Here is a 23985-nt window from a genome sequence, read left to right as displayed (position 1 = left end):
CCACCGCCCACTCCCGTCGGACACGTCCTACTGCGTGATGTCGATGGCTGGTTGGTGCGCTTGAACAATGCGGGCCAGGCTCACCCGGGAGTCGATCGCGAGCTTCTTGAAGACCTGTCGCATGTGGAAGTTCACCGTGTGCGGCGAGATCCGCAGGCGGTTCGCGATCTGCTGGTTCGTCAGCGCGTGTCCGGCCAGCCGGGCCACCGTTCGTTCGCGCTCGGTCAGGCAGGTCCACCTCGAGTCGTCGGGCTGCCGCTCCATCGGGGCAGCGTGCGGAACCGCACGGGGTACCTGCCGGCGCCCTTCCATACGGCGTCCGGGCTCCGCGACACGGCCCTCCTCCGCGACGACCGCGATGACGATGACCTGGTGTCGGTCGACGCCGAGCAGTTGGGCGACAAGTTCGGTTAGCCCGCGCACGCTGAGCCGCGTGGTCACCGCCGGGCCGGTCGGAAACGGATTGGGACCTTCGTAAAAGCTTGTGTTTGCCGGACGCATTCGAGACACCCCACCTGGACGCGTTTCTGCATGTCGCCTAGCTCAGCCAGGCGCTCACCAAGGCGGCGATCAGCCACCGGATCAGCCCGTAGATCAGGTCGGCGACGTCGCCGCCGTCGATCTGAATGCCTTCCTGGAGCCGGTCGTTGAAACCTCGACGTGGATGCATTTCACACACCTCCCGCTCCTGCCCGAGAGCCCCGGCTCGTGACGCCGATCTCCCGCCAGTGCGACAATTTCGCGTGGAAAGAGCATCGAACGAGACATGCCCCGGGCAGCCGGATTACGGGTGTCCGCGAACGTCCGCGACGGCTCGGGACATCACCCACCGCGCGGCCAGGAGAGGACGGGAGAGGCGGGATGACCCACGCGGAGCGGCCACCCGACCCGACCAGCCTCCACACCCTCGACGACCTGGTGCAGGCGTTCAACAAGCTGCGGCGGCGCGGCGCGCGCAAGGGCCAGGTGCGGCTGTCCGTGCGCGACCTCGCGGCGCGGACCAAGCGCGCGCCGAGCACGCTCGACGCGTACCTGCGCGGCACCCGGCTGCCACCCTCCGACGTGTACGAGGACCTGCTGCGCGCGCTCGGCGTCGAGGTGACGGCGATGCGCCCGTGGCTCGATGCGTGGGAGCGGATCGCCGACGGCTGGCCCGCCCGGCAGCCGGCGTCCCGAGCGACCACTCAGGCCGCCGGAAGGTCGGAGCCCATCCACTTCAGCGAGACGTTCTACCGGCTGACCGGGGAGAGATATCGCCCGGACACCCTCGTCGGCGTCATCACCGGAGACATCCGTCGGGTGCGGATCGCCGACGTCTGGGTCAACTCCGAAAACACCAACATGAGGATGTCGCGCTTCGAGGAGTACTCGATCTCGGCGATCGTGCGGTTCGAGGGTGCGAAGCACGACGGCAACGGCCACGTGGTCGAAGACACCATCGCGAACGAGCTGGCCAGCAAGGTGGCTGGGCGCGTGCCGCTCGCGCCTGGCTCGGTCGTCACCACCGGATCCGGCGAGTTGGCCGACCACAACCGCGTGCGGCACGTCATCCACGTAGCGGCCGTGCGGGGCGAGCCGGGCGAGGGCTATCGCCAGGTCCCCGACATCGGGCGGTGCGTCAGCAACATCCTCGTCGAGGCGGAGCGGCTCGCCGCCGTCGGCTCGGTCCGCAGCGTGTTGATCCCCCTGCTCGGCACCGGCGTGGCCGGCGGTCAGCTGGAGCCCACCGTCCACACGATGGTGAGCAGCATCGTCGACCACTTCACCTACCACCACGAGGGAGCCCTACGCGTGGTGTATCTGCTGGCGACCACAGGGCCGGAGCGGGACGTGTGCCGCGCCGTGCTGGCCGGGGGTCCTTTCGAGCCTCAGGAGCCGTCGTAGCGGTGCGCCAGGCGGGCGGCGAGCAGGTCGGTCACGGCTTTGTCCGGGTGGGTGCGGCCGAGGTAGTCCAGAGTGCTCTTGCGTAGCAGGTGCGGCTCCCGTTCGAAGACCTTCTGGGCCGGCGTCGCCATCTTCCGCAAGTCTCGGGCCCGCACGGCGAGCAGGCGGTCGAAGAGGTCGCCGTCGCGCCCCGGAGGCGGCCGCCAGCCGTCGAACAGGCGGGCCACCTCGACCGCGTGCACCAGCGGGATGACGAGCACGAGGTGCCACAGCTCCGGCCAGGCCCGGCGGCCCGCCAGGGTGCGGACCAGGTAGTCCCGTTCCACCTCGGTCAGCGCCCGCCGTCCGAAGCCGCCACCGCTGAGGACCCGTACCAGATCGATGCCCTCGATCTCGCTCATCGCGGCCCGCAGCCGTCGCCGCAGCCGCTGTGGTGCGCGCCGGTAGGCGCGCGCCAGCAGCCCGCTGTCCGGGTCGAGCTCGCGGTAGCGTGCCACCTGCCCGGTCAGCACGAACAGCGCGGCCCGTGCCATCGGGTCGTCGGGCGTGTATCCACGGTCTCGGCAGATCGCGACCGCGTGCGACACCACCAGATCCGAGGTGCCGCCGCTGAGCGCGGCCGCGTACGTCTCGGCCGGCGTCGCCAACCCCAGCACGATCCGGCTCGACCGGCGCTCCACGCCCTGGGTCGCGGGGCGGCCGTCCAGCTTCTCCCACAGCCGACGGTCCGGTGTGGACAGCCATGCCGACCAGGCCGAGTCCACCGCGTCGTCCGGCAAGGGCCGCGGGTTGTCCAGCAGGATTTCTCGTATCCGCGGGTCCGCCGCGTGCGCGCGCCACAGCAGCGACAGCACCGGACCGGAGGCGACCAGCGCGAACTCCCTGGCCGAGGCGACCACGTCCGGGTCGGGGTCGTCGACAAGCGCGCGCAGCCCGCAGGCGACCTCCTCGGGCGTGGGAGCCGGCGGCTCCGGGAGTGGTGCCGGGCGCGCGCGCCTGCGCCTCCACCGCTTCAGCCACCGCCACATCGCCATCCATGATGCAACGCGTCCGGCGACTGTGACGACCCGGAGCCCACCGCGTAGCCTTGGTTCGCGTGGAGATCGAGAAGGCGCGCGAGTTCGTGCGGCGCAACCACCGAGCGGTCCTGACCACCTACTTCCCGGACGGCCGGGCGCAGCTGACGCCGGTGACCGCCGGTGTCGACGAGGCCGGGCACGTGGTGATCAGCTCCCGCCAGCACCTGGTCAAGACCCGCAACATCGCCCGCGACCCCCGCGTCGTGCTGTGCGCCCTCAACGACGGCTTCTTCGGCGAATGGCTCTACGTCGAGGGCACGGCGGAGATCGTCCGCCTGCCCGAGGCGATGGAGCCGCTGGTCGACTACTACCGCCGCATCTCCGGCGAACACCCCGACTGGGACGACTACCGCGCCGCCATGCACCGTGACGAGCGCGTCCTGCTCCGCATCACCATCACCCGCGCCGGCCCGGGCTGACCGCCACCCTGCCCTGTCACCGGTGACTATTTCCCGGTTCGAGCTGGCGATCCCAGCCACCGCCGCCGCCTCCCGAGCCCGCGCGGCCCGACCGGGATGACGAAGAGTCAGCTGGCGACGACCTGCTCGCCGCCATCGACGAGGTGCTCGCGCAGGGCGTTCGCGAGCGGAGTGCGGCGCACACACCGGCCGAAGGCGAATGAGCCGGCCAGATCCTCCGCCTCCGTCGGGGTCACACCGTCGAAGCAGCGGGCGAAGTCGCCGACCAGCGGCTCGGCCAGCAGGATGTGCCGCACCAGCAGGTTGACCCACGGGCGGCGGCCCCACGGATACGGCTCGAACTCGGGAAACTCGCGGGCGAACAGCTCTTCGATCGGGGCCATCACGTCGCGGATGCCGGTGTCGACGCCGCCCCACGAGTCGACGCCGAGCCGTGCCTTCTTCTCCAGCACCGGGGCGATCCGCCGCAGGTACGGGCTCTCCGGGTCGGCGTACACCAAGCCCTGCAACCCGATGTCCTTGTACGTCCACAGTGCCCAGCTGGCGCCGTGGGCGCGGTAGATGTCGAGCTGGTCGCGGAGCAGCCGCAGCCGTGACTCGTCCCGCTCGGGATCGCCCGTGTACACCGGGCCGAACTCGCCGATCCAGATGGGCGTGCCGGTCCGGCGCATGAACTCGGTGCGCCGCAGGAACGTCTCCTCGACCACCCCGCGGTCGAAGTACTCGCCGCGCGCCATCCCCGGGTATTCACTGCCGGCCGCCATCCCGGGCAGGGCGTAGTCGTGCGCGGTGTAGACGGTGTTGGCGAAAGGCTCGGTGAACGCGGAGAAGTCGGTGGAGTAGCGGTTTCCGTCGAGGAAGAGCACGTGTCGCGGGTCGACCGCGCGGATGGCCCGCTCCAGCCGCGTGTAGAACGGGCCGATCGCCTCGCCGGAGGCGTCGGCCGGCTCGTTGACCGGGTTGTAGCCGGCCACCACGGGATTGTCCCGGTAGCGGTCGGCGAGCGCCTCCCACAGGTGTATCACCCGGTCTTGGAAGTGGCGGTGGGTCCAGAACGAGGCCCAGTGGGTGGGGTTGTCGCTGTGCCAGTGCTGGTTTTGCGCGCCGGGCAGCGCGTGCAGGTCGAGGATCGCGTAGAGGCCCGCCTCGGCGCAGAGCCCGATCGCGCGGTCGAGCCACGCGAAACCCTCGGCCTTGTGGGCGAACGGCCGGTCGTCGTCTTCGAAATGCCGGTAGTTGAACGGGATCCGCACCGAGTTGAGACCGATCGACGCGAGGTACTCGGCATCGGCGGTGTCGAAGAAGTCGGTGAGGAAGCGGTCGAAGTACCGCTTGTAGCCTTCCGCGCCGAGCACCCGGCGGAGCGCCTTGCGCTGCTGCGACTCGGTGCCGGGATAGCCGGTGATGAAGTTTTCCATGTTGAGCCAGCCGCCCAGGCCGACACCGGCGAGCGTGACCGGCTGCCCGGCCTCGTCGACGAGGCGCTCTCCGTCGGCCTCTATCCACTGTAGAGTCATGCAGGAACCGGTCCCGTCGTGTCGCGTACGAGCAAGCGTGGCTGAAAGCGAGCATCGTAGCCCGGGGGAGCGCCGCTCATCAGCGCCCACAGCCGCTCCCACGCCTGGCGTCCCAGCTCGTTTTTCGGGATGGAGGCGGTGGTGAGCGGCGGTGTGGTGTAGCGGGCGAACGGGATGTCGTCGAAGCCGGTGAGCGAGAGCTGGCCCGGCACCGAGACGCCCAGCTCGTGCAGCCCGCTCAGCGCGCCGAAGGCGACCATGTCGTTGAACGCCACCACCGCGGTCGCGCCGCTGGCGAGCACCGCCTTGGCCCGCGCGTGCCCGGCCTCGAACGTGGAGCCGCAGTCGAGCTCGGTCAGGTGGAAGCCGGGGCTGCCGGCCGCCTCCGCGCGCAGCGTCACGAGCCGGTCGGTGTTGGAGGTGCTCGCCGGCGGACCGGCCAGGTACACGAGGCGGCGGTGCCCGTACCCGAGGAGATGGGCGACGATCGCGCGGATGCCCGCGTGGTAGTCGACGGAGAGGGACGGCACGGCGGTGCCCGGGATCTCCCGGTTGAGCAGCACGAGCGGCGCCAGCCGCTCGTGCAGCGCGCGCAGCTGCGTCTCGGGGATGCGCGAGGAGGCGAGCACCAGCCCGTCCGAGCGGCGCCGTGCCTCGACCGCGAGGATCTGCTCGGCCTCGGCGTTTTCGTTGGACTCGGCGACCATCAGGCGATGGCCCTGCGCGCCCGCGGCGGTGCTGAGGCCGCGCAGGATGTCCTGGAACATCGGGTTGGCCAGGTCGGGCACGATCAGCGAGACCGTGCTCGTGCGCCCCAGCGCGAGGCTGCGGGCCAGGAGGCTCGGCTCGTAGTTGAGCGCCTCGGCGGCCGCGCGCACGCGGGCGGCCAGCTCGGGGGCGACCGTCGTGCTGCCGTTCATGACCCGGGAGACGGTCGCGCGGGAGACTCCCGCGGCGTCCGCGACGCGGCTGATCGTGGCCGCCGTCGGATCGCGGCGGACGCCACCGCGGCGAGCCCGCGGCTTGCTTCGGTGTGCGTCGTCGGTGTCGAGACTCATGGCGTCGCTCCCTGGGTGCCCATGTCCAGTGCGAACGTCTTCGCCGGGTCAAGATACCGGTTACTCGACGGCCCTGGCAATCGGTTCCCCGGCCGTCTCCACAGCCAGCTTCGTCCGGTTTGTCCTTCATTGAAACGTGAAAACTGATCGTTGACAGCACATTAGGGCTCTGTTAGAAACTGGTTTCACGCATACGAAGGGTGCTCCGATGAGCGAGCGCAGCCTCAAGAGCAAGGGAAGCCGGCGGGAGGACCGCGCCGCGTACGTCTTCCTGCTTCCCTGGTTCATCGGCATGGCGGTCTTCACGGTGGGGCCGATCCTGGCCTCGCTCTACCTCTCGTTCACCGACTACACCCTGCTCAGCCCGCCGGAGTGGCTCGGGTTGGACAACTACAAGCAGATGCTCGACGACCCCCGGCTGCACAAGTCGCTGGTCGTCACGTTCGAGTACGTGTTCGTCTCCGTGCCACTCCAGCTCGGCCTCGCCCTCGCGCTCGCGATGCTGCTCAACCGGGGCGTGCGGGGCCTGGCCTTCTACCGGTCCGTGTACTACCTGCCGTCGCTGCTCGCCGGCAGCGTCTCGATCGCGATCCTGTGGCGGCAGATCTTCGGCAGCGAGGGCCTGGTCAACCAGATCCTCGACCTGGTCGGCATCCAGGGCACGAGCTGGATCGCCAACCCGGACACCGCGCTCGGCACGCTCGTGGTGCTCAACGCGTGGACCTTCGGCGCGCCGATGGTGATCTTCCTGGCCGGCCTGCGGCAGATTCCCACCTCGTACTACGAGGCGGCCTCGGTTGACGGCGCCGGTGCCGTGTCGCAGTTCTTCCGCATCACGCTCCCGCTGCTCACGCCGATCATCTTCTTCAACCTCGTGCTCCAGATGATCGACGCGTTTCAAAACTTCACGCAGGCGTTCGTGGTCAGCGGCGGGAAGGGTGGGCCGGTCGACTCGACGCTCGTCTACACCCTCTACCTGTACGACCGGGGCTTCGGGTCGTTCGACATGGGCTACGCGTCCGCGCTGGCCTGGGTCCTGCTGGTCATCATCGCGGTGCTGACCGGTGTCAACTTCCTCTTCGCGAAGAAGTGGGTCTTCTATGGCGACTGACACGATCGCTCCGGCCGGCCCGACGGTCGGCGCGCCACCCGACCGTCCGCCGGGAGCGCGGAGCACCAGCCGGTCGCGGCGGTTCGGCAAGCACGTCCTGCTCGTCGTGCTCGGCATCGCGATGCTCTACCCGCTGCTGTGGATGGTCTCCAGCTCGTTCAAGCCGACCGAAATGATCTTTCGCGATCCGTCCATCTGGCCGCGCGAGGCCGACTTCGCCAACTACACCGAGGGCTGGACCGCGCTGGCCCACCCGTTCCACTTCTACCTGTGGAACTCCGCGGTCATCGCGTTCTTTTCCGTGGTGGGCAACCTGCTCTCCTGCTCGCTCGCGGCGTACGCGTTCGCCCGGCTCAAGTTTCGCGGGCGCACCGTCTTCTTCGCGATGATGCTCTCCACGCTGATGCTCCCGATCCACGTGCTGATCGTCCCGCGCTACGTGCTCTTCTCCGAGCTCGGCTGGATCAACACCAACCTGCCGCTCATCGTCCCGAAGTTCTTCGCCACGGACGCGTTCTTCATCTTCCTGATGGTGCAGTTCATCCGGGGCCTGCCGCGCGAGCTCGACGAGGCCGCGCGGATGGACGGCTGCGGGCACTTCCGCATCTACTGGCGGATCATCATGCCGCTGTCCCTGCCGGCACTGGCCACGTCGGCGCTGTTCACCTTCATCTGGACCTGGAACGACTTCTTCAGCCAGCTCATCTTCCTCACCGACCCCAACCTCTACACCGCACCCGTGGCGCTCAACTCCTTCTTGGACGGTCAAGGGGAGAGCGCGTGGGGGCAGCTGTTCGCGATGTCCATTGTGGCGCTCGTGCCGATCTTCGGGTTCTTCCTCGCCGGCCAGCGCTATCTCACCCAGGGGCTGGCCACGACGGGCCTCAAGTGATCGCCCCGGGCATTTGGTGAATCGTTCCAACAAACGAAGGGACCTCAGATGAGAACCAGACGGCGCCTCGCCGCCGCTTTCGTCGCCGGTGCCACGCTTCTCGCCGCCGCGGCCTGCGGTGGTGACTCGGGCGGTGACAGCGGTGACGGCCCGGTGGAGATCCGCTTCTCCTGGTGGGGCAACAACGACCGCGCGGAGACCACCAAGAAGGTCATCGCCGCGTTCGAAGCCAAGAATCCCGGCATCAAGGTGACCGGCGACTTCGCCGACTTCAACGCGTACTTCGACAAGCTCGCCACCGAGGTCGCGTCGGGGCGTGGGCCGGACGTCATCACGCTCGGCGGCGCCTACCCCCGCGAGTACGGCGGTCGCGGCGCGCTGCTCGACCTCTCCCGGGTCAGCGCGGAGCTGAAGACCGACAAGATCGACCAGGCCGCGCTCGGCAACGGCAAGTTCGACGACAAGCAGTTCGGCGTGCCCACCGGTGTGAACACGCCGGTCATCATCGCCGACCCGGTCGTCTTCGAGAAGGCCGGCGTACCGCTGCCCGACGACGCCACCTGGACCTGGGACGACTTCGTGCGCATCGCCACCGACGTCGCCAAGAAGTCGCCCAAGGGCACCTACGGCGTCGCCGACCCGACGAAGAGCGACACGCTCGACGTCTTCTCCCGCCAGCGCGGGGAGGCGCTCTACACGCAGGACGGCAAGCTCGGCATCAGCAAGCAGACGCTCACCGACTGGTGGACGATGACGACGAAGCTCCGCGACGCCGGCGCCTCGCCACCCGCCGCCAAGACCGCCGAGCTGGCCGGCCAGCCCTCGCCCGAGCAGACGCTGATCGGCCGCGGCCTCGCCGGCATGCAGGTCGACTGGAGCAACCAGCTCGGCGCGCTGCGCAAGGCCTCCGGGCACCCGCTCAAGCTCCTGCGCTACCCGGGTGAGAGCAGCGCCCAGCAGAAGGGCATGTGGCTCCAGGCGTCGCAGGTCTACACGATCAACGCGAAGAGCAAGCACCCCAAGGAGGCGGCGAAGCTCGTCGACTTCCTGGTCAACACCGAGGACGCGGGCAAGCTCATCCTCACCGACCGGGGCATCCCGGCAAACTCGGACGTGCTCAAGGCGATCCTCCCGGCGCTCAACGAGGACCAGAAGGCGCAGGCCGAGTTCATCGAGACGGCGACGCCGACGATGGGCCCGCCGCTGGTCATCGGCCCCGAGGGCTCGACCGACACGCCCGACATCCTCACCCGCCTCAACGACGAGGTGCTCTTCAACCGCAAGACGCCGGCGGCGGCCGCGGACGAGTTCGTCAAGCAGGTCGAAGCGGCCATCCAGTGATCGATCGGCGCGAGCTGGCCGCGCGGCACGCGGTCGACGTGACCGGGATCGCGTCGGGGTCACCGCTCTCCGTCGGCAACGGCGAGCTCTGTTTCACGGTCGACGTCACCGGGCTGCAAACCTTCCCCGGCCTCTATCCCGTGGAAGACCGGGACGGATCGGAGCCCGGGACGCTGCTGGCCACCATGTCCCAGTGGGGCTGGCACAGCGTCCCGGGCGCCGAAGACCTCGCCGACACCTACCGGTTGTACGACACGCCGCGCGGGCCGGTGCCCTATGTGGACATGCTGGGCGAGGTGACCGGCACCGGGGAGGCGCCGGCCTCGCGCGCCGAGTCGTGGCTACGCAACAACCCACATCGGCTCGACCTCGGCCGGATCGGCTTCGTCCTGGACGGACGGCCGGTGCCGCCCGGCGACGTCACCGGCGTGCGGCAGCGGCTCGACCTGTGGACCGGCGTCATCGAGAGCCGGTTCCTCCTGCTGGGCACACCGGTGACGGTCACCACGGCCTGCCACCCCGACCGCGACGTGCTCGCCGTGCGGGTCGTCTCCGCGCTGCTCGGCTCCGGACTCGCGGTGCGGATCGCGTTTCCGTACGGGTCGCAGTCGTGGAGCGTCGCGGCCGACTGGACGCGGCCGGACGCGCACACGAGCACCCTGCGGGGCGGTCGTGTGTATCGCGTCCTCGACGACACGCGGTACACAGTAGACATCGCTGTGACGGGTGGATCGGTGCGGCAGACCGCGGCGCACGAGGTGCTCGTCTCGTCCGCGGACGTGCTGGAGATGGCAATCGGCTTCAACGCGTCGGTGGGCTTCGACGAGACCGTGCGGGCGTCCGAGGCGGCCTGGCCCGCCTTCTGGCGGAGCGGCGGCGCCGTCGAGCTCGCCGGCAGCACCGACCCGCGCGCCACCGAGCTGGAACGCCGGATCGTGCTTTCCCAGTACCTCACCCGGATCCACTGCGCCGGCTCGCTGCCACCGCAGGAGACCGGCCTGATGGTCAACAGCTGGCGGGGCCGATTCCATCTGGAGATGCACTGGTGGCACGCCGCGCACTTCGCGCTGTGGGGGCGGCCCGAGCTGCTGGAGCGGAGCCTGCGCTGGTACACCACCGCCCTGCCCGGCGCCCGCGCCACCGCCCGCCGGCAGGGCTGCGGCGGTGCCCGCTGGCCCAAGCAGGTCGGCCCGGACGGGCGGGAGAGCCCCAGCCCGATCGGCCCGTTTCTGGTCTGGCAGCAGCCGCACCCGATCCACCTCGCCGAGCTGGTGCACCGGGCGACCGGTTCGCCGGAGACGCTGGAGCGGTACGCCGAGATCGTCTTCGAGTCCGCCGCGTTCATGGCGGCGTACGCCGCGAAGGGCGAACGCGGCTATCAGCTTGGCCCGCCGCTCGTGCCGGCCCAGGAGTCCTACGGCGACATCCGCGCCACCGTCACCAACCCCACCTTCGAGCTGGCGTACTGGGCGTGGGGCCTCCACGTCGCCCAGCGCTGGCGGTCACGGCTGGGCCTGCCGCCCGAGCCACTGTGGACGGAGGTGGCCGACCACCTGGTCCGCCCCCTCGTACGAGACGGCGTGTACGCGGCGATCGACGTCCCGCCGTATACGGTCGCCGACGACCACCCCTCGATGCTGTACGCGCTCGGGTTCGTCCCGCCGACCGACCTGGTCGACCCCGAGGTCATGCGCGCCACGCTCCACTCGGTGATGTCCACATGGGACTGGTCGAGCACGTGGGGTTGGGACTACCCGGCGATCGCGATGACCGCGACCCGGCTCGGCGAGCCGGCGACCGCGATCGACGCGCTGCTGATGCCGGCCGCGAAGAACACCCACCTGCCCAACGGCCACAACCGCCAGACCCCGTCCCTGCCGATCTACCTGCCCGGCAACGGCGGCCTGCTGGCGGCCGTCGCCCTGATGGCAGCCGGATGGGACGGCGGCCCGCCAACGCCGGGCTTCCCCACCGAAGGCTGGCACGTCCGCCACGAAGGCCTCAACCCGTCACTCTAGAGACTTTTCGGAGTCGGGTGGCCTCGACCCCTTATTTAGACAGAGGTTTGAGCTACCGCGATGTCCGTCGTGGTACATACCGCTGCTCCCGCGCCTCACCCGTCCGCCGCTGGTCGCGCCGGCAGTCGACGTTTGTCCACAATGTCTGTTCCCGGATCGGCGAACCTGGAAGCAACAGGGATTCCGTCGCCGCGGGTAACCGTCAGGATGGCGGAGGTAGGGCCCGCGAAGACCGCCATGGGGGCTTGTTTCGCGGACGTGGCAGCGCGGGTCGGGGATTTCGGCGAGCGCTGCGAGCCGCCGACCTGCGCGGTCTCCGGCGGGAGCGGCGGCCCGCAGCTGACGCGGATCCGGGAAATCCGCTTTGAAGGGACGTCACGCGTACCTTCCAGCACGCACCTGGGCTAGCTCGCGGTTATCCGTACGTCGTCGACGCCGGCTTCGACCAGGCTGGCGCCGGAGGCGTCCGCCGCCTCCACGAGCACGCGTACCTGTTGCCCCTGGTAGGCGGAGATGTTCCAACTGCCCGTGGCCCAGGCGCCGTTGCGGTTGGCGGCCGCGCCGGGCTGCGTGAAGAGTGCCGTCGTGCCGCCACTGTGCACGATGGACACCCGGAAGAAGTCGGCGCTGGAGGAGTTGCTGCCGTGCGCCAGATACCAGGAGAGCGACAGCGTGAGCGTGCCGCTGGGCAGCGCGATGGCCGGCGAGCGGGCACTCGTGGCGCCACCGTCGATGTCGAACGTGCCCGCGTCGGTGCCCGCCGCCGCCCCCGTGACAAGGTCGTTCACGCCGGAGACGGTGGTGCCGAGCTGCTTGGCGCCGCTGGATGTGGTGGCGGCCGGGTCGGCCCGCTCCCACGCCCCGGTGGTGGCCGTGTCGGTGCCCGAAGGGTTGGTGGTCCAGCCGGTGGCGGTCTCGAAGGTGTCCGACCAGATCGTCGCCGGCGCGGCGCCGGTGGCGAGTGTCCACAGTGCATACGCGGCGGCGTCCCCGGCCCGGTCGAGCACTGTGTCGGAGATGTTGCTCGGGTAGGTGTCGCAGGCGCGGTGGTAGCACGGGTCGAACGCGCTCTGCGTGCCGCCCCACTTGGCCACCTGCGCGGCCGTCTTCACCCGTGACGCGCCGGCCGCGACGCCCGAGGTCTGCACGCCGATCGCGTTGAACGAGGCGTCGTCGGAGCGGCCGGCGCCCTCGGTGTTCTCCTCGGTCTGTACGCCGATCGAGTCGTAGTAGGCCTTCAAGACCTGGCCCACGCCGGACGTGATGCGGTTGACGAAGTAGCCGCCGTTGGTGGAGGCCACCATGTCGAAGTTGAAGTATCCGCGGATCCGTGCCCGCTCGGCGGCCGCCAGCGTGTTGGCGTAGAACTCCGAACCGTTCAGCCCCTGCTCCTCGTCGGTCCAGAACGCGAATCGCACGTGCCCGGTGAGGCTCGGGTTGGTCGCGGCGAGCGTCAGCGCGATCTCCAGCAACATCGACGAGCCGGAGGCGTTGTCGTTGATGCCGGGCCCGGCCGCCACGCCGTCGAGGTGCGCGCCGAACATGTACACGTTGTTCGGGTCGCCGCCGGGCCAGTCCGCGATGACGTTCGGCCCGGAGCCCGCAGTGCAGCCGGAGGTGCAGTTTTGCCGCACGACGGTGTAGCCGGCGGCGGTGAGGCGGTTGGCCACGTAGTTGACCGAGGCGGTGTAGCCCGTGGTGGTCGACCGCCGGTTGCCGCCGTTCGCGGTGGCGATCGACTGAAACTGCTGAAGGTGCGCCTTGACGTTCGTGAGGGAGATGTCCGGGATGGCGACCATCGCTGTGGCCGGCGCCGCCGGCACGGCCAGCGCCACCGCGACGAGCGGCAGCGCCGCCATCGCACGCAGGATCGACGAGGGTCTCACGCGACCTCCTAGGGCCCAGGGAACGCCGGGGTTACCGGCAGCCGCAGGATATGGCGCGCGCGAAGCGATAGAGAAGACTCAATAACCTACCTAGGTCGAGGTTATGACCAACCGGTCGCCAGGATGACCGCGACGGTGGCGGTCGCGGCCAGCACGAAGGTGGCCACCGCGAGCTGGATGCGGGTGAGCCGGGCCAGCGCCGCCTCCTCCGGGGAGCGCTCCGCCGGCTGCGGTACGCCCTCCGCGATCGGCCGCAGCCAGCGCTCGACGGCGTCGGCGTCGGCCCGCAGGCTGGGATCCCGCTCCAGCAGGCGCAGCAGGATCGGTGCCAGCGGACCGGCCCGGCGCATCGGGTCGGGCGGTTGGCTGGCCAGTGCGACAAGCGTCGCGGTCGTCGTCTCCCGCTGGTACGGGGCGCGTCCCTCGACCGCCGCGTACAGCGTCGCCCCGAGCGACCACATGTCGGTGGCCGGTGTCGAGGCGCCGTCGCGGACCCGTTCCGGCGCGATGTACTGCGGCGACCCGATCAGCGCCTCCGTCCGGCCGGACCCGCCGGCCCGCACGGCCAGGCCGAAGTCGGTGAGCACCACCCGCCCGTCGTGGCCGACGAGCACGTTCTGCGGCTTGATGTCACGGTGGATGATCGAGGCTCCATGTGCCGCCCTCAGCCCGGCGAGCATGCCGAGTCCGACCCGGGCCGCCTCGCGCGGACCGAGCGGACCGTCGCGGACGATCACGTCGAAGAGGGAGCGGGACGGTACGTACTCCATCACGATCCACGGCCGGTCGGTGTGCAGGATGTCATGGATCTGCACCACGTTGGGGTGGTTGAGCGAGGCGGCCGAGCGGGCCTCGCGCAGGCTCTGTTGGACGGTGGCGAACTGCCCCGAGTCGGGCGCTATCACCTCCTTGACCGCCACGTTGCGGCCAAGCATGTCGTCGGCGGCCAGCCACACCTGGCCCATGCCGCCACTTCCGATCGCCTCCCTCAGCCGGTAACGGCCGGCGATCACGGTCCCGGTGGTCACGAAAGCGATTCGGCGCCCGCCGGCCGCGGGATTGGTCCGGGGTTGCTTTTGATCAGGCGCGCCATCGGCCACCACACGGCGAGCTGGAGCAGGGCCAGCACCAGCGTGAACGGCAGCAGCGTCCACACGCCCGCACCCTGCGCGCTCGCCCCGGCCAGCCAGGGGAGGGCCGAGCCGCCGACGACGGAGCCCGCGTTCATGACGCCGATCGCGGAGGGCACCAGGCGGGCGGTGGTGAGCAGCGGCACCACGGCCATCGCGGGGTTCGCTCAGAGCGTCACATCTGAGTGGCCGCGTTCCGGAAATCTGGCCTTAGCGTGTGCCACATGATCTCTGCCCTCATCACCCGCCTAGCCGGGTGGCTGCGCTCGCTTCCGCCGCCGCACGAGCGCTACGAGCAGCTCGCGGCGGCGCTGGTTCGCGATTTTGGCGGCCGCGCCGACCCGATCACCGCCGCCGCCTGCGCCGAGATCGAGCGGGTCGCGTGGCGCTACTCCCGGCACCTGCTGCTCACCTTCGACCCGGACGGCACCGACCCGCCGCACGAAGTCGCGCCCGGCTGGCCCGAGCCGGACCCGGCGGTGATCGGGCCCGCGGCCGCCCAGGTGCGCGAGGTGTCCAGGTTGGACGGTGGCGCCTGCCTGATTCGCGTCGACGGCTTCGACGCGCTCCGCATCGCCCAGCCGTACCTCGACGGCGCGTTCGCCCTCGCCCGCGGGGCGACCCGGATCCTGCTCGACCTGCGGGCGAACGGCGGCGGACACCCGGAGACGGTCGCGTACATCGCCGCCCGGCTCCTCGGCGACCAGGCGACGCACCTGTCCGACGTCACGTACCGGGACCACACCCGCCAGTGGTGGACGCCCGACCTGCCCGAGGGCACGGCGGTGCCAGTCGAAACGCCGGTGGCGGTGCTGGTCAGCCGCCGCACGTTCTCCTCCGGCGAGGCGCTCGCCTACCATCTGTGGGCCCGCGGCCGGGTCACGGTCGTCGGCGAGCGGACGCCCGGCGCCGCCGACCACATCACCGAGATCCGGCTCGCGCCCACCGTCGTGGGCCAGGTGCCCATCGGATACGTGACGGACGCTCTGACCGGCACCAGTTGGGAGGGCGGCGGGGTGGTGCCGCGGGTCGAGTGCCCCGCGTCCGAGGCTGTCTCCGCCGCGCTCGAACATGGTTCCAAGTAACTGTTAGGAAGCTTTATTTATCGTGTTACGCTCTCACCTCATCGATGAACATCACGACCACACATCGAGGAGGTGACCACGTGTCGAAGGTCCGCACGATCGCGACGGTGGCGGCACTGGTGATCGGGGGTGCGCTGGCGGCGATCGTGCCGATGGCCACCGCGTCCGCGGCCGCCTGCGCGGCGCCGTGGCAGGCGTCGTCCGTCTACACAGGAGGAATGACGGCCTCGCACAACGGCCACAACTGGCTGGCCAAGTGGTGGACCCAGGGCGAGGCGCCACCCGGCACCTCGGGTGTCTGGGCCGACCAGGGCACGTGCGGCGGCACCACCCCGCCACCGAGCACCTGCAACCACCCCAACTGGGTCGCCGGTCAGTGGTACACCACCGGCGCGATCGTCCGGTACACCAACGGCCAGTACTACATCGCCGAGCACGACAACCCGGGCTACGACCCGACGATCAGCACCTGGTACTGGGAGCCATACACCTGTAGCGGCCAGCCGCCGGTGACCACGCCGCCGCCGTCGGGCAACGGTTTCGTGGTGAGCGAGGCGCAGTTCAACCAGATGTTCCCGAGCCGGAACTCGTTCTACACGTACTCCGGGCTCGTCGCCGCGCTGAACGCGTACCCCGCGTTCGCCCGCACCGGCAGCGACACGGTCCGGCGCCAGGAGGCGGCCGCCTTCCTCGCGAACGTCAGCCACGAGACCGGCGGCCTGGTCCACGTCGTCGAGCAGAACACCGCCAACTACCCGCACTACTGCGACGCCAGCCAGCCCTACGGCTGCCCGGCCGGCCAGGCGGCGTACTACGGCCGCGGCCCGATCCAGCTGAGCTGGAACTTCAACTACAAGGCGGCCGGCGACGCGCTGGGCCTGCCCCTGCTCACCAACCCGTGGCTGGTGCAGAACGACGCCTCGGTCGCCTGGCGCACCGGCATCTGGTACTGGATGACCCAGAACGGCCCCGGCACGATGACCCCGCACAACGCGATGGTCAACAGCCGCGGCTTCGGCGAGACCATCCGGAGCATCAACGGCTCGCTGGAGTGCAACGGCCGCAACCCGGCCCAGGTGCAGAGCCGCGTCAACAACTACACGCGGTTCGTCCAGATCCTCGGCACCACACCCGGCGGCAACCTGACCTGCTGACCGCGCGACGAGGCACAAGGTAGACACTGCCCCGGGCGGCGCGCGAACGCCGCTCGGGGCTCAGCGGGCGATCGCGATCCAGGTGGCGCGGGCGCGGGCCACCTCGTCACCGTCCTCGCCGTACAGCGTCGTGTGTACCAGCGCCTTTCGGCCCTCGGTCTCGGCGAGCGCGCCGCGCACCACGCACCGCTCGCCCGGAGCGGGCATCCGCGCCACGCGTACCGCGATGCGACCCAGCACGTACGGCCGGCCGCCCTGGATGACGGCCCAGCCGCCCGGGCAGTCGAGGGCGGCCCAGACCACCGGATGCGAGACGTCGTCGGGGACGCTCCACGGTGCGGCGGTGGTGCCGTCGTCGAGCGCGCCCGGGAAGATGCGCAGCCCGTCGGCGCGCTCGGGCCCGCAGACGTAACAGGTGGGGAACGGGTGCTCCGCGAACCCCGAGTAGCGGGTGGCGGCGTCGGCCGCGTCGGCGTACCCGACCGGTGGGACCGTGATCGTGATCGCGCCGGCCGCGCCGACCTCGGCCACGACGGCGCCGTCCTGGGTCTGGATCTTGCCGTCGGCGGGGACGAGCGGGGTGTCGAGCGGTGGGGGCATGCGGAGTGTCACCTCATGGGTGTCGTCGCCGGCGAAGACGCCCGCGCTGTAGCCGCCATTGCCCGAGCCGGGTGGCCCGTTGAAGCGTGCCGGGATGATCATCTTGTGCCCCCCCAAGAAGTTCTCCGTCCGCACCCATCACAACACCTGAGGAGGGCGGCATGCGCAAGCGCGACGGCGCGTCGGCCGGTGGGCATTCGGTATGTTGCCCGAGTGGTCGTGGACATCTACACCGACGGTGCGTGCAGCGGCAACCCGGGCCCGGGTGGCTGGGGCGCCCTCCTGCGATACGGCGCACACGAAAAGGAGCTCTGCGGGGGCGAGGCGGGTGCGACCACCAACAACCGGATGGAGCTCATGGCCCCGATCCGGGCGCTGGAGAGCCTGACCCGGCCGGCGGTGGTGCGGATACACACCGACAGCACCTATGTGCGCAACGGCATCACCAAGTGGATGCCCCGGTGGAAGAGCAACGGCTGGCTGACCTCCGCCAAGGAGCCGGTCAAAAACGCGGACCTGTGGGAGCGCCTCGACGCCGCGGCGCGCCGGCACGAGGTCGAGTGGTTGTGGGTCAAGGGCCACGCCGGGCACGTGGAAAACGAGCGTGCCGATCGCCTGGCGGCCAAGGGGCTGCGCGAGGCGGCCGTGGCGGCCGTCGAGCGCAGCCCACTCTGACGTCGTTCCCGCGATGCTCTAGCGCCGCCACAGCGCGACGCTCAGGCAGACCGCCCAGAGCAGAGCCGCCGGTATCGCGTACGCGCCGATCTGCGCGGCGACGGCGACCGCGATCACGAGTGCGGCGCCCAGGCCGACGTACCCGATCCAGCGCGGCAGTGCCGCGGTGCGGAGGGTGACGACCGAGATCGCGGTGATGGTCAGCGCGAGGGTCGTCATGACGGGCAGGTTGAGCAGGGTGTAGTTGAGTGCGGTCGAGTAACGCAGCACGTCGAGTGACGGCAGCGGCTGGTCCATCCGGTCGACGAGGTGGGCGACCACCCCGCGCAGCGCCGCGGAGACGAGCAGCGTGGCGGTGAAGGCGGCACCCATCGCCCGCGCCAGGGCCAGCCACGCCGGCGCGCCGGACGCGGTAGGGATGCGGCGAAGGTGGCTGACGACGACGGCGAGCAGGACAGCGGCGGCCATGGCGCAAACGCCGGATACCGTCCCGGCGAGCCGGTTGCCGGAGTCCTGCCACCACGCGAGCAACTCGGCGTCGGTCGCGTCGCGGGGCACGTTGACGCTGGCGACCGTCCAAAAGAGGCAGACGGCGAAGAGCAGGGCGGCGACCGATGCCACCCGGGCGGCGACGGTGGTGGTCCGGTCGGTGGTGGGTGTGGCGGTGATAGTCATGGCCTCGATCGTCGGCGTGCGGCGGGCGCCGTACGACCGAGCAGGCCCGGAACTTGTCCTCAGGGCTGTCCCTGAGACGTTCGAGCCGATCAGCTGCGACGATGAGCGGATGGGAGCGGCCACGCGCTTTCTCGCCCGGGCGCTGACCTGGCCGCTGCTGCCGGCCATGGTCGCGACGACGCTCGCCGACCACGCCCGGCTCGGCGACCTGCCGTACGTCGTGGCGATGCTCGCGTGCTGGCTCGTGGGCGTGGTGCTGACCTGGCGGGCGGTCCGGCAGCCGGCCGGGTGGGCGTTCCTGGGGCTGGGCACCGCGATCGCCTGGGGCGGCTTCACCGAGGAGTTGGCACTGCGGACGGGTGACCCGCTGCTCGCCACGTTCGCGGACTCGAGTTGGGTGTGGTGGTTCGTCTTCGCCGCGCTCGCGGCACAGCTCACGCTGCCCGGCCGGATCCGGCCGCGCCGGCTGCCACTCGCCGCCGCCGCGCTGGGAGTGGTGTCCCAGCTGCTGATGCTGCTGCGGCCCCGCCCGCTCGAGGCGCCGTTCGCGGGCATGCGCAGCCCGTGGGCGGTCTCGCGGCTTGGCGGAGTGGTCGACGCGCTGTCCTACGCCGCCGTCCTCGCGCTCGGGCTGTGCCTGCTCGCCTCGGTCTTCGCGCTGGTACGCGCCGCCCGCCGTGTGCGGGACGACGAGCGCCGGCAGCTGCTCTGGCTCGTCGCCGGGTTCGTGCCGCTCGCGCCGGCGGTCGTCGCCGGGTTCGCACTGTCCTACCTGGGCCACGACGGCCTCGCCGGCTGGCCGCTCACCGTCGCGTTCGTGGCCCTGGCGGCGGGCGCCGCGCTGTCCGTCCTGCGCTACCGGCTGTACGACGTCGAACGGGTCGTCTCCGAGTCCGCGGCCTACGCGCTCGCCTCCGGCGCGGTCGTCATGGCGTTCGTACTCGTGGTCGTGGTGATCAGCCGGACCACCCCGCTGGGCGAGACGTCGCAGCTCTCGACGGTCGCGGCCACGCTCGCCGGCGTGGCGGTGGCGCGGCAGTCGTACGTGTGGGCCCGCCGCGCCGCCGGCCGCCGGCTCGACCGAGCCAGGTTCGACGCGGTCGACGCGGTCCGCCGTGGCCTGCGCGCCGCGCCCGTCGACCTGGACGTGCTCGTCGCGCACGCGTTGGACGACCCCGGTGCGCGCGTGCTGTACCCGACCGCGCGTGGCTGGGTGACCGAGCACGGCCGGGTCGTGAGCCCCGGCGCGCACACCGTCGACGTGCGGGGCGCGAAGCTGGAGTTCGACCCGCGGCGGGTCGACCGCGACGTGGTGGTCGCGGTCGCCGCCGAGGCCGCCGCCGAGATCGACAACGTCGCGCTGCGCGCCGAGCTCGCGCGCCAGCTCGCGGTGGTGACCGAGTCGCGCGCCCGGCTGGCCACCGCGCACCAGGACGAGCGCCGACGCCTCGAGCGAGACCTGCACGACGGCGCCCAGCAGCGCATCCTCGCGATCGCGCTACAACTGCAATCGGCGCGGCTCAACGGCGCGGTCGACATCCTCCGCGCCGAGGTCGACCGCGCGGTCGTCGACCTCGGTCACACCGTGCAGGAGCTGCGCGAGCTCGCGTCGGGCATGCAGCCAGCGGCCCTGGCCAGCGGCGGTCTGCTCGCGGCGGTCGCGGACGTGGCCGAGCGCATCCCGGTCCCGATCACCTACGAGGTGCCCGACCGCCGCTTCGACGCCACCGCCGAGGGCACGGCCTGGTTCGTCGTCGCCGAGGCGGTCGCCAACGCCGTCAAGCACGCCTCGGCCGGCAGCATCCGCATCGACGTGGAGCACGGCCGTGGTGGGCTCACCGTGACCGTCTCGGACACCGGCGTCGGCGGCGCCGACCCCGAAGGTCACGGCCTGCGCGGCCTGCACGACCGGGTCGCGGCCGCGGGCGGCTCGCTCACCGTGACAGACCTTGAGCCATCGGGTACAACCGTGCAGGCGGTGCTGCCGTGCGAGTAGTCATCGCCGACGACTCCGCTCTCCTGCGCGAGGGCCTGGCCCGGCTGCTGGCCGAGGCCGGCGTCGACGTGTGTGCGCTCGTCGGCGACGCGGCCGCGCTGGCCGGCGCCGTCGCGGAGCACCGGCCCGACGTGGCGGTGGTGGACATCCGGATGCCGCCGACCTACACCCACGAGGGCGCGGCCGCGGCGGTGGAGCTCAAGGCCGACCACCCGCAGCTCGGCGTGCTGCTGCTGTCCCAGGCGATCGAGACCCACTTCGCGTCGCGTCTGCTGGAGCGGCACGCGGAGCGGTTCGGCTACCTGCTCAAGGACCGCGTCATCGACGTGCCGACGCTGCTCGGGGCGCTGCACACCATCGCGGCCGGCGGCACGGTGCTGGACCCCGACGTGGTCCGCCACCTGATGCGCGGACACTCCCGCCGCAATCCCGTGCTGTCGCTCACCGGCCGGGAGCGGGACGTGCTCGCCCTGATGGCCGAGGGCCGGTCGAACGCCGCCATCGCCGAGCGGCTCGTGGTGAGCCCCAAGACCGTCGAGAGCCACATCGCCAACATCTTCAGCAAGCTCGGCCTCGAAGACACGCCGGACGACCACCGCCGGGTGCTCGCCGTGCTGGCCGCGCTCCGCGCGGGTGCCCCTTGACCGTCAGGTCGCGAAGACCTGTGCGTCGTCGGCGAACGCCTTGAACTCCAGCGCGTTGCCCGCCGGGTCGAGGAGGAACATCGTCCACTGCTCGCCCGGCTGCCCCTCGAAACGCACGTAGGGCTCGATGACGAACCCCACGCCCGCGGCGCGCAGCCGCTCGCTGAGCTTGTGAAACTCCGGGACGGTGAGGAGCAGCCCGAAGTGCGGCACCGGCACGTCGTGCCCGTCGACCGGGTTGTGTATCCGCTCCGCGCGGGCCGGCGCCAAGTGGGTGACGAACTGGTGGCCGTGCAGATTCCAATCCACCCAGGTGTCCGAGCTGCGCCCCTGCTCCAGGCCGAGCACCTCACCGTAGAACCGGCGCGCGGCGGCCAGATCATCGACCGGCACGGCCAGATGGAACCGCGGAATGGTCATCGCCTTCTCCCAGGCTGCGTCCCTCTGGGTACCGTAGCGTGGCTCCGTCCACAATAAAACGGTCTCAGTCCAAGCCGGTTCTGCCGGGCGCCCAGAAGGGCTTGACGACGGTCGCCTTCCGGGGCCAGCCGCGCTCGTGGGTGAGGTGTCGCCGCACGACTTGGCAGGTGCGCGCCTCACCGGCGATGTAGGCGACGCCCGGCTCGGTCGGCAGGTCGAGAGACCGCAGCGCCCGCAGCAGCGGCCCGTCGTCCTCGGGGGTGGCGGTGTCCCGGTACACCCAAGTGAGCTCGTCGTGGCGCGGCAGCGGGAGGCGGTCTTCGGGACCTTCGAACTCGAGCACCGCGTAGGCGCGCTCGGCGGGCGGCAGAGCGCGGAGCATCGCGCCGAACGCGACCGACGCGGTCTCCTCCCCGACGAACAGGTGGAAGGGCGCGCCGTCCTTCAGGACGAGCCGGCCCTCGGGCCGGGTGAAGGACACGCGCTGTCCGATATGGACACTGTGGGACCAGCGCGCGCCGGGCCCCGGCTCGGGATGGTCCACTATGCACAGATCCAGGCAACCACCGGCGTCGTAGTCCCAGATCGAGTAGGTGCGCAGCGTGTCGCGGAGGCCGCGAAGCCAGTTGCTCGGCGCGCTGATGTCGCCGACCAGCAACCGGATGTGCTGCCCGGGGGTCCATGCCAGGTCGCGCAGCGACGGGCCGGCGACCCGGATCCGGCGCGCGCCGCGGGTGAGGTCTTCGACGGCGTCGACGGTGCCATTCAAGAGGAAGCGGTCCAGGACACTCATCGGGTGCGGACCGCCGGATGCTCAAGCCGGTCTTGCTTGCTCATGGCGGCCATGATGCAGGTTAATGTGCACATGAAGTCAAGCGCCGTCGACGACGACCTGACCATAGGTGGGTTGGCCCGCAGGTTTGGCCTGGCGACCCACGTCCTGCGCCATTGGGAGAGCATGGGGCTGCTCGCTCCGGGTCGCGCCGCGGGTGGGCAGCGCCGCTACGGCCACGCCGACATGATGCGCGTGGCCATCGTGTTGATGGGTAAGGACGCCGGCATCAGCCTTCGCGAGCTGAGCGCGATGCTGGCGACGGGCAACCCGATGGACCGCGCGGACCTGCTCCGCCGGCACGTGGCCGAGCTCGACCGGCGGATCGCCCAGGCCCAGGTGGCGAAAGACCTCATCGAAGAGGCGCTGTCCTGCCCGTTGAACTTCGAGGAATGTCCACGTGCCCGCGAGCAGATCGAGGCACGCATACCATCCGCCTGACGCCGTGGTGAAAGGGTTCTGAAAGGGGTGCCGTGCTGGACTCGGCACCATGACCCGTTTCCGTAAGTTCGCCGTCGGTGCCGCGCTCGTCGGCATCCTCACCGCGAGCGGCCTCGCGGCCGCCGCGCCGGCCGGCGCCGCCGGACAGGCAGCGTCGGTCAGCCCGAAGATGTGGCTGGAGTACGGCGCGTACGGCTCGCTGGAGGAGTGCGACATCGCCCGTGCGCTCCACGGGCCGATAACCACGCAGTGCAGCTGGAAGTTCTACGACTGGGCGCATTTCGGCTGGTACTTCGGCTCCAACCACTGAGGACAGTGCTGGCCTGCGTTCATCCGCGGATGACTCCTTCGATGGATGGTGCTTTCCCAGCCCGGTATTTCACACGGTCTTCGGCGGTGCTGCCGTCGTGCGTGATCGGGGCGACGAGCCACGGCGCGAGGGCCGGCTCCAGGCGCCGCCGCTGATGCGCCCGCCGGTGGCGGACCATGTACGCGATGGCCACCGGGATGGCGACGATCACGCTCAGCGGGATCCGGTCCGCCGGGTAGAACGACACCCAGATGAGCACCACCATGCTCGCCCAGGCCCACGCACTGACCGCCGCGGGTTGCCGCAGCACCACCATGTACAGGATGAGTATCAGCGCCACGAAGATGGCGGGATGCCACGAGAACGGCGTGCGGTGGTGGGCCTGGACGGCTATCCCGGTGACCACCGCGCCGACCCAGGCCACCCGCCAGGCCAGCAGGGGACGGGTCACCACGAGCAGCAGAGGTGCCGCGAGCGCCGCGCCGGCGAAGGCGCAAACCCACGTCGGGAGGCCGGATTTCGCGTCCAGGTAGGTGGCCGCGCCGTACGCGAGGTACGCGGCCCCGGCCGAGGCGAGAAGCCACGCCGCCATGCGCCGTCCGGGGTTGGTCGGTGGTCGCACGTCGTCCGCGCCGGCGAGGAACACCCGCAGCCCGCGCCCTGCGGCGACGATTCGTCTATCTGTCATGCCGCGGAGGGTAGGTCCGAGACGTCGCGCCGGTCGTGATACCACAGGTCCATTCGCATGCCATACCCGCGTATCAGCCGCCGGCTTCGCGCGGTGGACACCCCCGTACGCTCCCGGCGCCCAGCACCGA

Annotated in this window: 26 protein-coding genes; 13 read left to right on the top strand and 13 right to left on the bottom strand. The window is 70.8% G+C overall.

Features of this window, described 5'->3' with window-relative positions; all coding sequences use genetic code 11:
- Window positions 1-27 precede the first annotated feature (27 nt).
- The gene (locus AC5L36_RS28555) at window positions 28-441 is read right to left on the bottom strand and encodes a helix-turn-helix transcriptional regulator (RefSeq protein ID WP_494909174.1); all 414 of its coding nucleotides are present in this window, start codon (window positions 439-441) and stop codon (window positions 28-30) included.
- Between the two features lie 97 nt (window positions 442-538).
- On the bottom strand, window positions 539-670 hold the full coding sequence (locus AC5L36_RS28550; RefSeq protein ID WP_441221744.1) for a hypothetical protein: 132 nt from the start codon (window positions 668-670) through the stop codon (window positions 539-541).
- Between the two features lie 191 nt (window positions 671-861).
- On the opposite strand from AC5L36_RS28550, the gene AC5L36_RS28545 reads away from it, so the two are divergent.
- Window positions 862-1884, top strand: a complete 1023-nt coding sequence (locus AC5L36_RS28545; RefSeq protein WP_441221742.1) for a helix-turn-helix domain-containing protein — start codon at window positions 862-864, stop codon at window positions 1882-1884.
- Here the strand turns inward: AC5L36_RS28545 and AC5L36_RS28540 are convergent.
- Entirely contained in the window at window positions 1869-2912 is a 1044-nt protein-coding gene (locus tag AC5L36_RS28540; RefSeq protein ID WP_441221740.1) for a hypothetical protein, read from the bottom strand. The two genes, AC5L36_RS28545 and AC5L36_RS28540, sit on opposite strands and share 16 nt — an antisense overlap.
- A 68-nt stretch (window positions 2913-2980) precedes the next feature.
- Here AC5L36_RS28540 and AC5L36_RS28535 point away from each other — a divergent pair, with 68 nt between their 5' ends.
- Window positions 2981-3382 carry a PPOX class F420-dependent oxidoreductase gene (locus AC5L36_RS28535; RefSeq protein ID WP_441221738.1) on the top strand — a complete coding sequence of 134 codons (402 nt, stop codon included), beginning with the start codon at window positions 2981-2983 and terminating at the stop codon, window positions 3380-3382.
- Window positions 3383-3489: 107 nt separating this feature from the next.
- Here AC5L36_RS28535 and AC5L36_RS28530 read toward each other — a convergent pair whose 3' ends face one another.
- Together AC5L36_RS28530 and AC5L36_RS28525 are read right to left on the bottom strand one after the other, a co-directional pair.
- Complete coding sequence (locus tag AC5L36_RS28530) at window positions 3490-4899, bottom strand: glycoside hydrolase family 5 protein (protein WP_441221736.1); 1410 nt, start codon at window positions 4897-4899, stop codon at window positions 3490-3492.
- Window positions 4896-5957, bottom strand: a complete 1062-nt coding sequence (locus AC5L36_RS28525; RefSeq protein ID WP_441221734.1) for a LacI family DNA-binding transcriptional regulator — start codon at window positions 5955-5957, stop codon at window positions 4896-4898. The genes AC5L36_RS28530 and AC5L36_RS28525 overlap by 4 nt, the downstream gene beginning before the upstream one ends.
- Before the next feature lie 208 nt (window positions 5958-6165).
- On the opposite strand from AC5L36_RS28525, the gene AC5L36_RS28520 reads away from it, so the two are divergent.
- Genes AC5L36_RS28520 through AC5L36_RS28505 form a run of 4 tightly spaced genes read left to right on the top strand, consistent with a single transcriptional unit; the run spans window position 6166 to window position 11319 of the window.
- Complete coding sequence (locus AC5L36_RS28520) at window positions 6166-7068, top strand: carbohydrate ABC transporter permease (RefSeq protein ID WP_441221732.1); 903 nt, start codon at window positions 6166-6168, stop codon at window positions 7066-7068.
- Entirely contained in the window at window positions 7058-7960 is a 903-nt protein-coding gene (locus AC5L36_RS28515) for a carbohydrate ABC transporter permease (RefSeq protein WP_441221730.1), read from the top strand. The genes AC5L36_RS28520 and AC5L36_RS28515 overlap by 11 nt, the downstream gene beginning before the upstream one ends.
- Window positions 7961-8008: 48 nt before the next feature.
- On the top strand, window positions 8009-9301 hold the full coding sequence (locus AC5L36_RS28510; RefSeq protein WP_441221728.1) for an ABC transporter substrate-binding protein: 1293 nt from the start codon (window positions 8009-8011) through the stop codon (window positions 9299-9301).
- Window positions 9298-11319, top strand: a complete 2022-nt coding sequence (locus AC5L36_RS28505) for a hypothetical protein (protein ID WP_441221726.1) — start codon at window positions 9298-9300, stop codon at window positions 11317-11319. Before AC5L36_RS28510 ends, AC5L36_RS28505 begins: the two co-directional genes overlap by 4 nt.
- A 404-nt stretch (window positions 11320-11723) precedes the next feature.
- Here AC5L36_RS28505 and AC5L36_RS28500 read toward each other — a convergent pair whose 3' ends face one another.
- The 3 genes from AC5L36_RS28500 to AC5L36_RS28490 all read right to left on the bottom strand — a co-directional run bounded on the left by AC5L36_RS28500 (window position 11724) and on the right by AC5L36_RS28490 (window position 14490).
- Window positions 11724-13178, bottom strand: a complete 1455-nt coding sequence (locus AC5L36_RS28500; RefSeq protein WP_441221882.1) for a M20/M25/M40 family metallo-hydrolase — start codon at window positions 13176-13178, stop codon at window positions 11724-11726.
- Between the two features lie 128 nt (window positions 13179-13306).
- On the bottom strand, window positions 13307-14233 hold the full coding sequence (locus tag AC5L36_RS28495) for a serine/threonine-protein kinase (RefSeq protein ID WP_441221724.1): 927 nt from the start codon (window positions 14231-14233) through the stop codon (window positions 13307-13309).
- Window positions 14230-14490, bottom strand: a complete 261-nt coding sequence (locus tag AC5L36_RS28490) for a hypothetical protein (RefSeq protein WP_441221722.1) — start codon at window positions 14488-14490, stop codon at window positions 14230-14232. The genes AC5L36_RS28495 and AC5L36_RS28490 overlap by 4 nt, the downstream gene beginning before the upstream one ends.
- Before the next feature lie 69 nt (window positions 14491-14559).
- On the opposite strand from AC5L36_RS28490, the gene AC5L36_RS28485 reads away from it, so the two are divergent.
- Complete coding sequence (locus tag AC5L36_RS28485; RefSeq protein WP_441221721.1) at window positions 14560-15420, top strand: S41 family peptidase; 861 nt, start codon at window positions 14560-14562, stop codon at window positions 15418-15420.
- An 80-nt stretch (window positions 15421-15500) separates the two neighbouring features.
- The gene (locus tag AC5L36_RS28480; RefSeq protein ID WP_441221719.1) at window positions 15501-16574 is read left to right on the top strand and encodes a glycoside hydrolase family 19 protein; all 1074 of its coding nucleotides are present in this window, start codon (window positions 15501-15503) and stop codon (window positions 16572-16574) included.
- 60 nt (window positions 16575-16634) lie between these two features.
- Here the strand turns inward: AC5L36_RS28480 and AC5L36_RS28475 are convergent, their stop codons facing one another.
- The gene (locus tag AC5L36_RS28475; RefSeq protein WP_441221880.1) at window positions 16635-17276 is read right to left on the bottom strand and encodes a PaaI family thioesterase; all 642 of its coding nucleotides are present in this window, start codon (window positions 17274-17276) and stop codon (window positions 16635-16637) included.
- Between the two features lie 111 nt (window positions 17277-17387).
- Between AC5L36_RS28475 and rnhA the strand changes: the two genes are divergently transcribed.
- The gene (gene rnhA, locus AC5L36_RS28470; protein ID WP_441221718.1) at window positions 17388-17849 is read left to right on the top strand and encodes a ribonuclease HI; all 462 of its coding nucleotides are present in this window, start codon (window positions 17388-17390) and stop codon (window positions 17847-17849) included.
- A gap of 18 nt (window positions 17850-17867) precedes the next feature.
- On the opposite strand, the gene AC5L36_RS28465 is transcribed toward rnhA, so the two are convergent.
- Entirely contained in the window at window positions 17868-18524 is a 657-nt protein-coding gene (locus AC5L36_RS28465; RefSeq protein WP_441221716.1) for a hypothetical protein, read from the bottom strand.
- Here AC5L36_RS28465 and AC5L36_RS28460 point away from each other — a divergent pair.
- On the top strand, window positions 18523-20520 hold the full coding sequence (locus tag AC5L36_RS28460; RefSeq protein WP_441221714.1) for a sensor histidine kinase: 1998 nt from the start codon (window positions 18523-18525) through the stop codon (window positions 20518-20520). The two genes, AC5L36_RS28465 and AC5L36_RS28460, sit on opposite strands and share 2 nt — an antisense overlap.
- Window positions 20511-21164, top strand: coding sequence for a response regulator transcription factor (locus AC5L36_RS28455; protein ID WP_441221712.1), 654 nt, complete (start codon window positions 20511-20513; stop codon window positions 21162-21164). Before AC5L36_RS28460 ends, AC5L36_RS28455 begins: the two co-directional genes overlap by 10 nt.
- Before the next feature lie 3 nt (window positions 21165-21167).
- On the opposite strand, the gene AC5L36_RS28450 is transcribed toward AC5L36_RS28455, so the two are convergent.
- Window positions 21168-21584: a VOC family protein gene (locus AC5L36_RS28450; RefSeq protein WP_441221710.1), complete on the bottom strand. Its 417-nt coding sequence runs from the start codon at window positions 21582-21584 to the stop codon at window positions 21168-21170.
- Between the two features lie 64 nt (window positions 21585-21648).
- The gene (locus AC5L36_RS28445) at window positions 21649-22377 is read right to left on the bottom strand and encodes a siderophore-interacting protein (RefSeq protein ID WP_441221708.1); all 729 of its coding nucleotides are present in this window, start codon (window positions 22375-22377) and stop codon (window positions 21649-21651) included.
- 72 nt (window positions 22378-22449) lie between these two features.
- Here AC5L36_RS28445 and AC5L36_RS28440 point away from each other — a divergent pair, with 72 nt between their 5' ends.
- Window positions 22450-22857 (top strand): MerR family transcriptional regulator, encoded by a 408-nt coding sequence (locus AC5L36_RS28440; RefSeq protein WP_441221706.1) that lies wholly within the window; start codon window positions 22450-22452, stop codon window positions 22855-22857.
- A 49-nt stretch (window positions 22858-22906) separates the two neighbouring features.
- The gene (locus AC5L36_RS28435; RefSeq protein ID WP_441221704.1) at window positions 22907-23167 is read left to right on the top strand and encodes a hypothetical protein; all 261 of its coding nucleotides are present in this window, start codon (window positions 22907-22909) and stop codon (window positions 23165-23167) included.
- A gap of 19 nt (window positions 23168-23186) precedes the next feature.
- Here AC5L36_RS28435 and AC5L36_RS28430 read toward each other — a convergent pair whose 3' ends face one another.
- Window positions 23187-23855 carry a hypothetical protein gene (locus AC5L36_RS28430; RefSeq protein WP_441221702.1) on the bottom strand — a complete coding sequence of 223 codons (669 nt, stop codon included), beginning with the start codon at window positions 23853-23855 and terminating at the stop codon, window positions 23187-23189.
- Window positions 23856-23985: the final 130 nt, after the last annotated feature.

The sequence above is a fragment of the Phytohabitans sp. LZ39 genome (genome assembly GCF_059359075.1).
Note: the sequence above shows the minus strand (reverse complement) of the source record. Positions and strands in the feature narration are given on the sequence as shown.

Excerpts from the sequence above, each read along its gene's own strand:
- AC5L36_RS28550 (WP_441221744.1), bottom strand. The coding sequence starts at position 670 with ATGCATCCACGTCGAGGTTTCAACGACCGGCTCCAGGAAGGCATTCAG.
- AC5L36_RS28545 (WP_441221742.1), top strand. The coding sequence starts at position 862 with ATGACCCACGCGGAGCGGCCACCCGACCCGACCAGCCTCCACACCCTC.
- AC5L36_RS28540 (WP_441221740.1), bottom strand. The coding sequence starts at position 2,912 with ATGTGGCGGTGGCTGAAGCGGTGGAGGCGCAGGCGCGCGCGCCCGGCA.
- AC5L36_RS28530 (WP_441221736.1), bottom strand. The coding sequence starts at position 4,899 with ATGACTCTACAGTGGATAGAGGCCGACGGAGAGCGCCTCGTCGACGAG.
- AC5L36_RS28525 (WP_441221734.1), bottom strand. The coding sequence starts at position 5,957 with ATGAGTCTCGACACCGACGACGCACACCGAAGCAAGCCGCGGGCTCGC.
- AC5L36_RS28520 (WP_441221732.1), top strand. The coding sequence starts at position 6,166 with ATGAGCGAGCGCAGCCTCAAGAGCAAGGGAAGCCGGCGGGAGGACCGC.
- AC5L36_RS28515 (WP_441221730.1), top strand. The coding sequence starts at position 7,058 with ATGGCGACTGACACGATCGCTCCGGCCGGCCCGACGGTCGGCGCGCCA.
- AC5L36_RS28510 (WP_441221728.1), top strand. The coding sequence starts at position 8,009 with ATGAGAACCAGACGGCGCCTCGCCGCCGCTTTCGTCGCCGGTGCCACG.
- AC5L36_RS28500 (WP_441221882.1), bottom strand. The coding sequence starts at position 13,178 with ATGGCGGCGCTGCCGCTCGTCGCGGTGGCGCTGGCCGTGCCGGCGGCG.
- AC5L36_RS28490 (WP_441221722.1), bottom strand. The coding sequence starts at position 14,490 with ATGGCCGTGGTGCCGCTGCTCACCACCGCCCGCCTGGTGCCCTCCGCG.
- AC5L36_RS28485 (WP_441221721.1), top strand. The coding sequence starts at position 14,560 with ATGATCTCTGCCCTCATCACCCGCCTAGCCGGGTGGCTGCGCTCGCTT.
- AC5L36_RS28475 (WP_441221880.1), bottom strand. The coding sequence starts at position 17,276 with ATGATCATCCCGGCACGCTTCAACGGGCCACCCGGCTCGGGCAATGGC.
- AC5L36_RS28460 (WP_441221714.1), top strand. The coding sequence starts at position 18,523 with ATGGCCTCGATCGTCGGCGTGCGGCGGGCGCCGTACGACCGAGCAGGC.
- AC5L36_RS28465 (WP_441221716.1), bottom strand. The coding sequence starts at position 18,524 with ATGACTATCACCGCCACACCCACCACCGACCGGACCACCACCGTCGCC.
- AC5L36_RS28450 (WP_441221710.1), bottom strand. The coding sequence starts at position 21,584 with ATGACCATTCCGCGGTTCCATCTGGCCGTGCCGGTCGATGATCTGGCC.
- AC5L36_RS28445 (WP_441221708.1), bottom strand. The coding sequence starts at position 22,377 with ATGAGTGTCCTGGACCGCTTCCTCTTGAATGGCACCGTCGACGCCGTC.
- AC5L36_RS28440 (WP_441221706.1), top strand. The coding sequence starts at position 22,450 with ATGAAGTCAAGCGCCGTCGACGACGACCTGACCATAGGTGGGTTGGCC.
- AC5L36_RS28435 (WP_441221704.1), top strand. The coding sequence starts at position 22,907 with ATGACCCGTTTCCGTAAGTTCGCCGTCGGTGCCGCGCTCGTCGGCATC.
- AC5L36_RS28430 (WP_441221702.1), bottom strand. The coding sequence starts at position 23,855 with ATGACAGATAGACGAATCGTCGCCGCAGGGCGCGGGCTGCGGGTGTTC.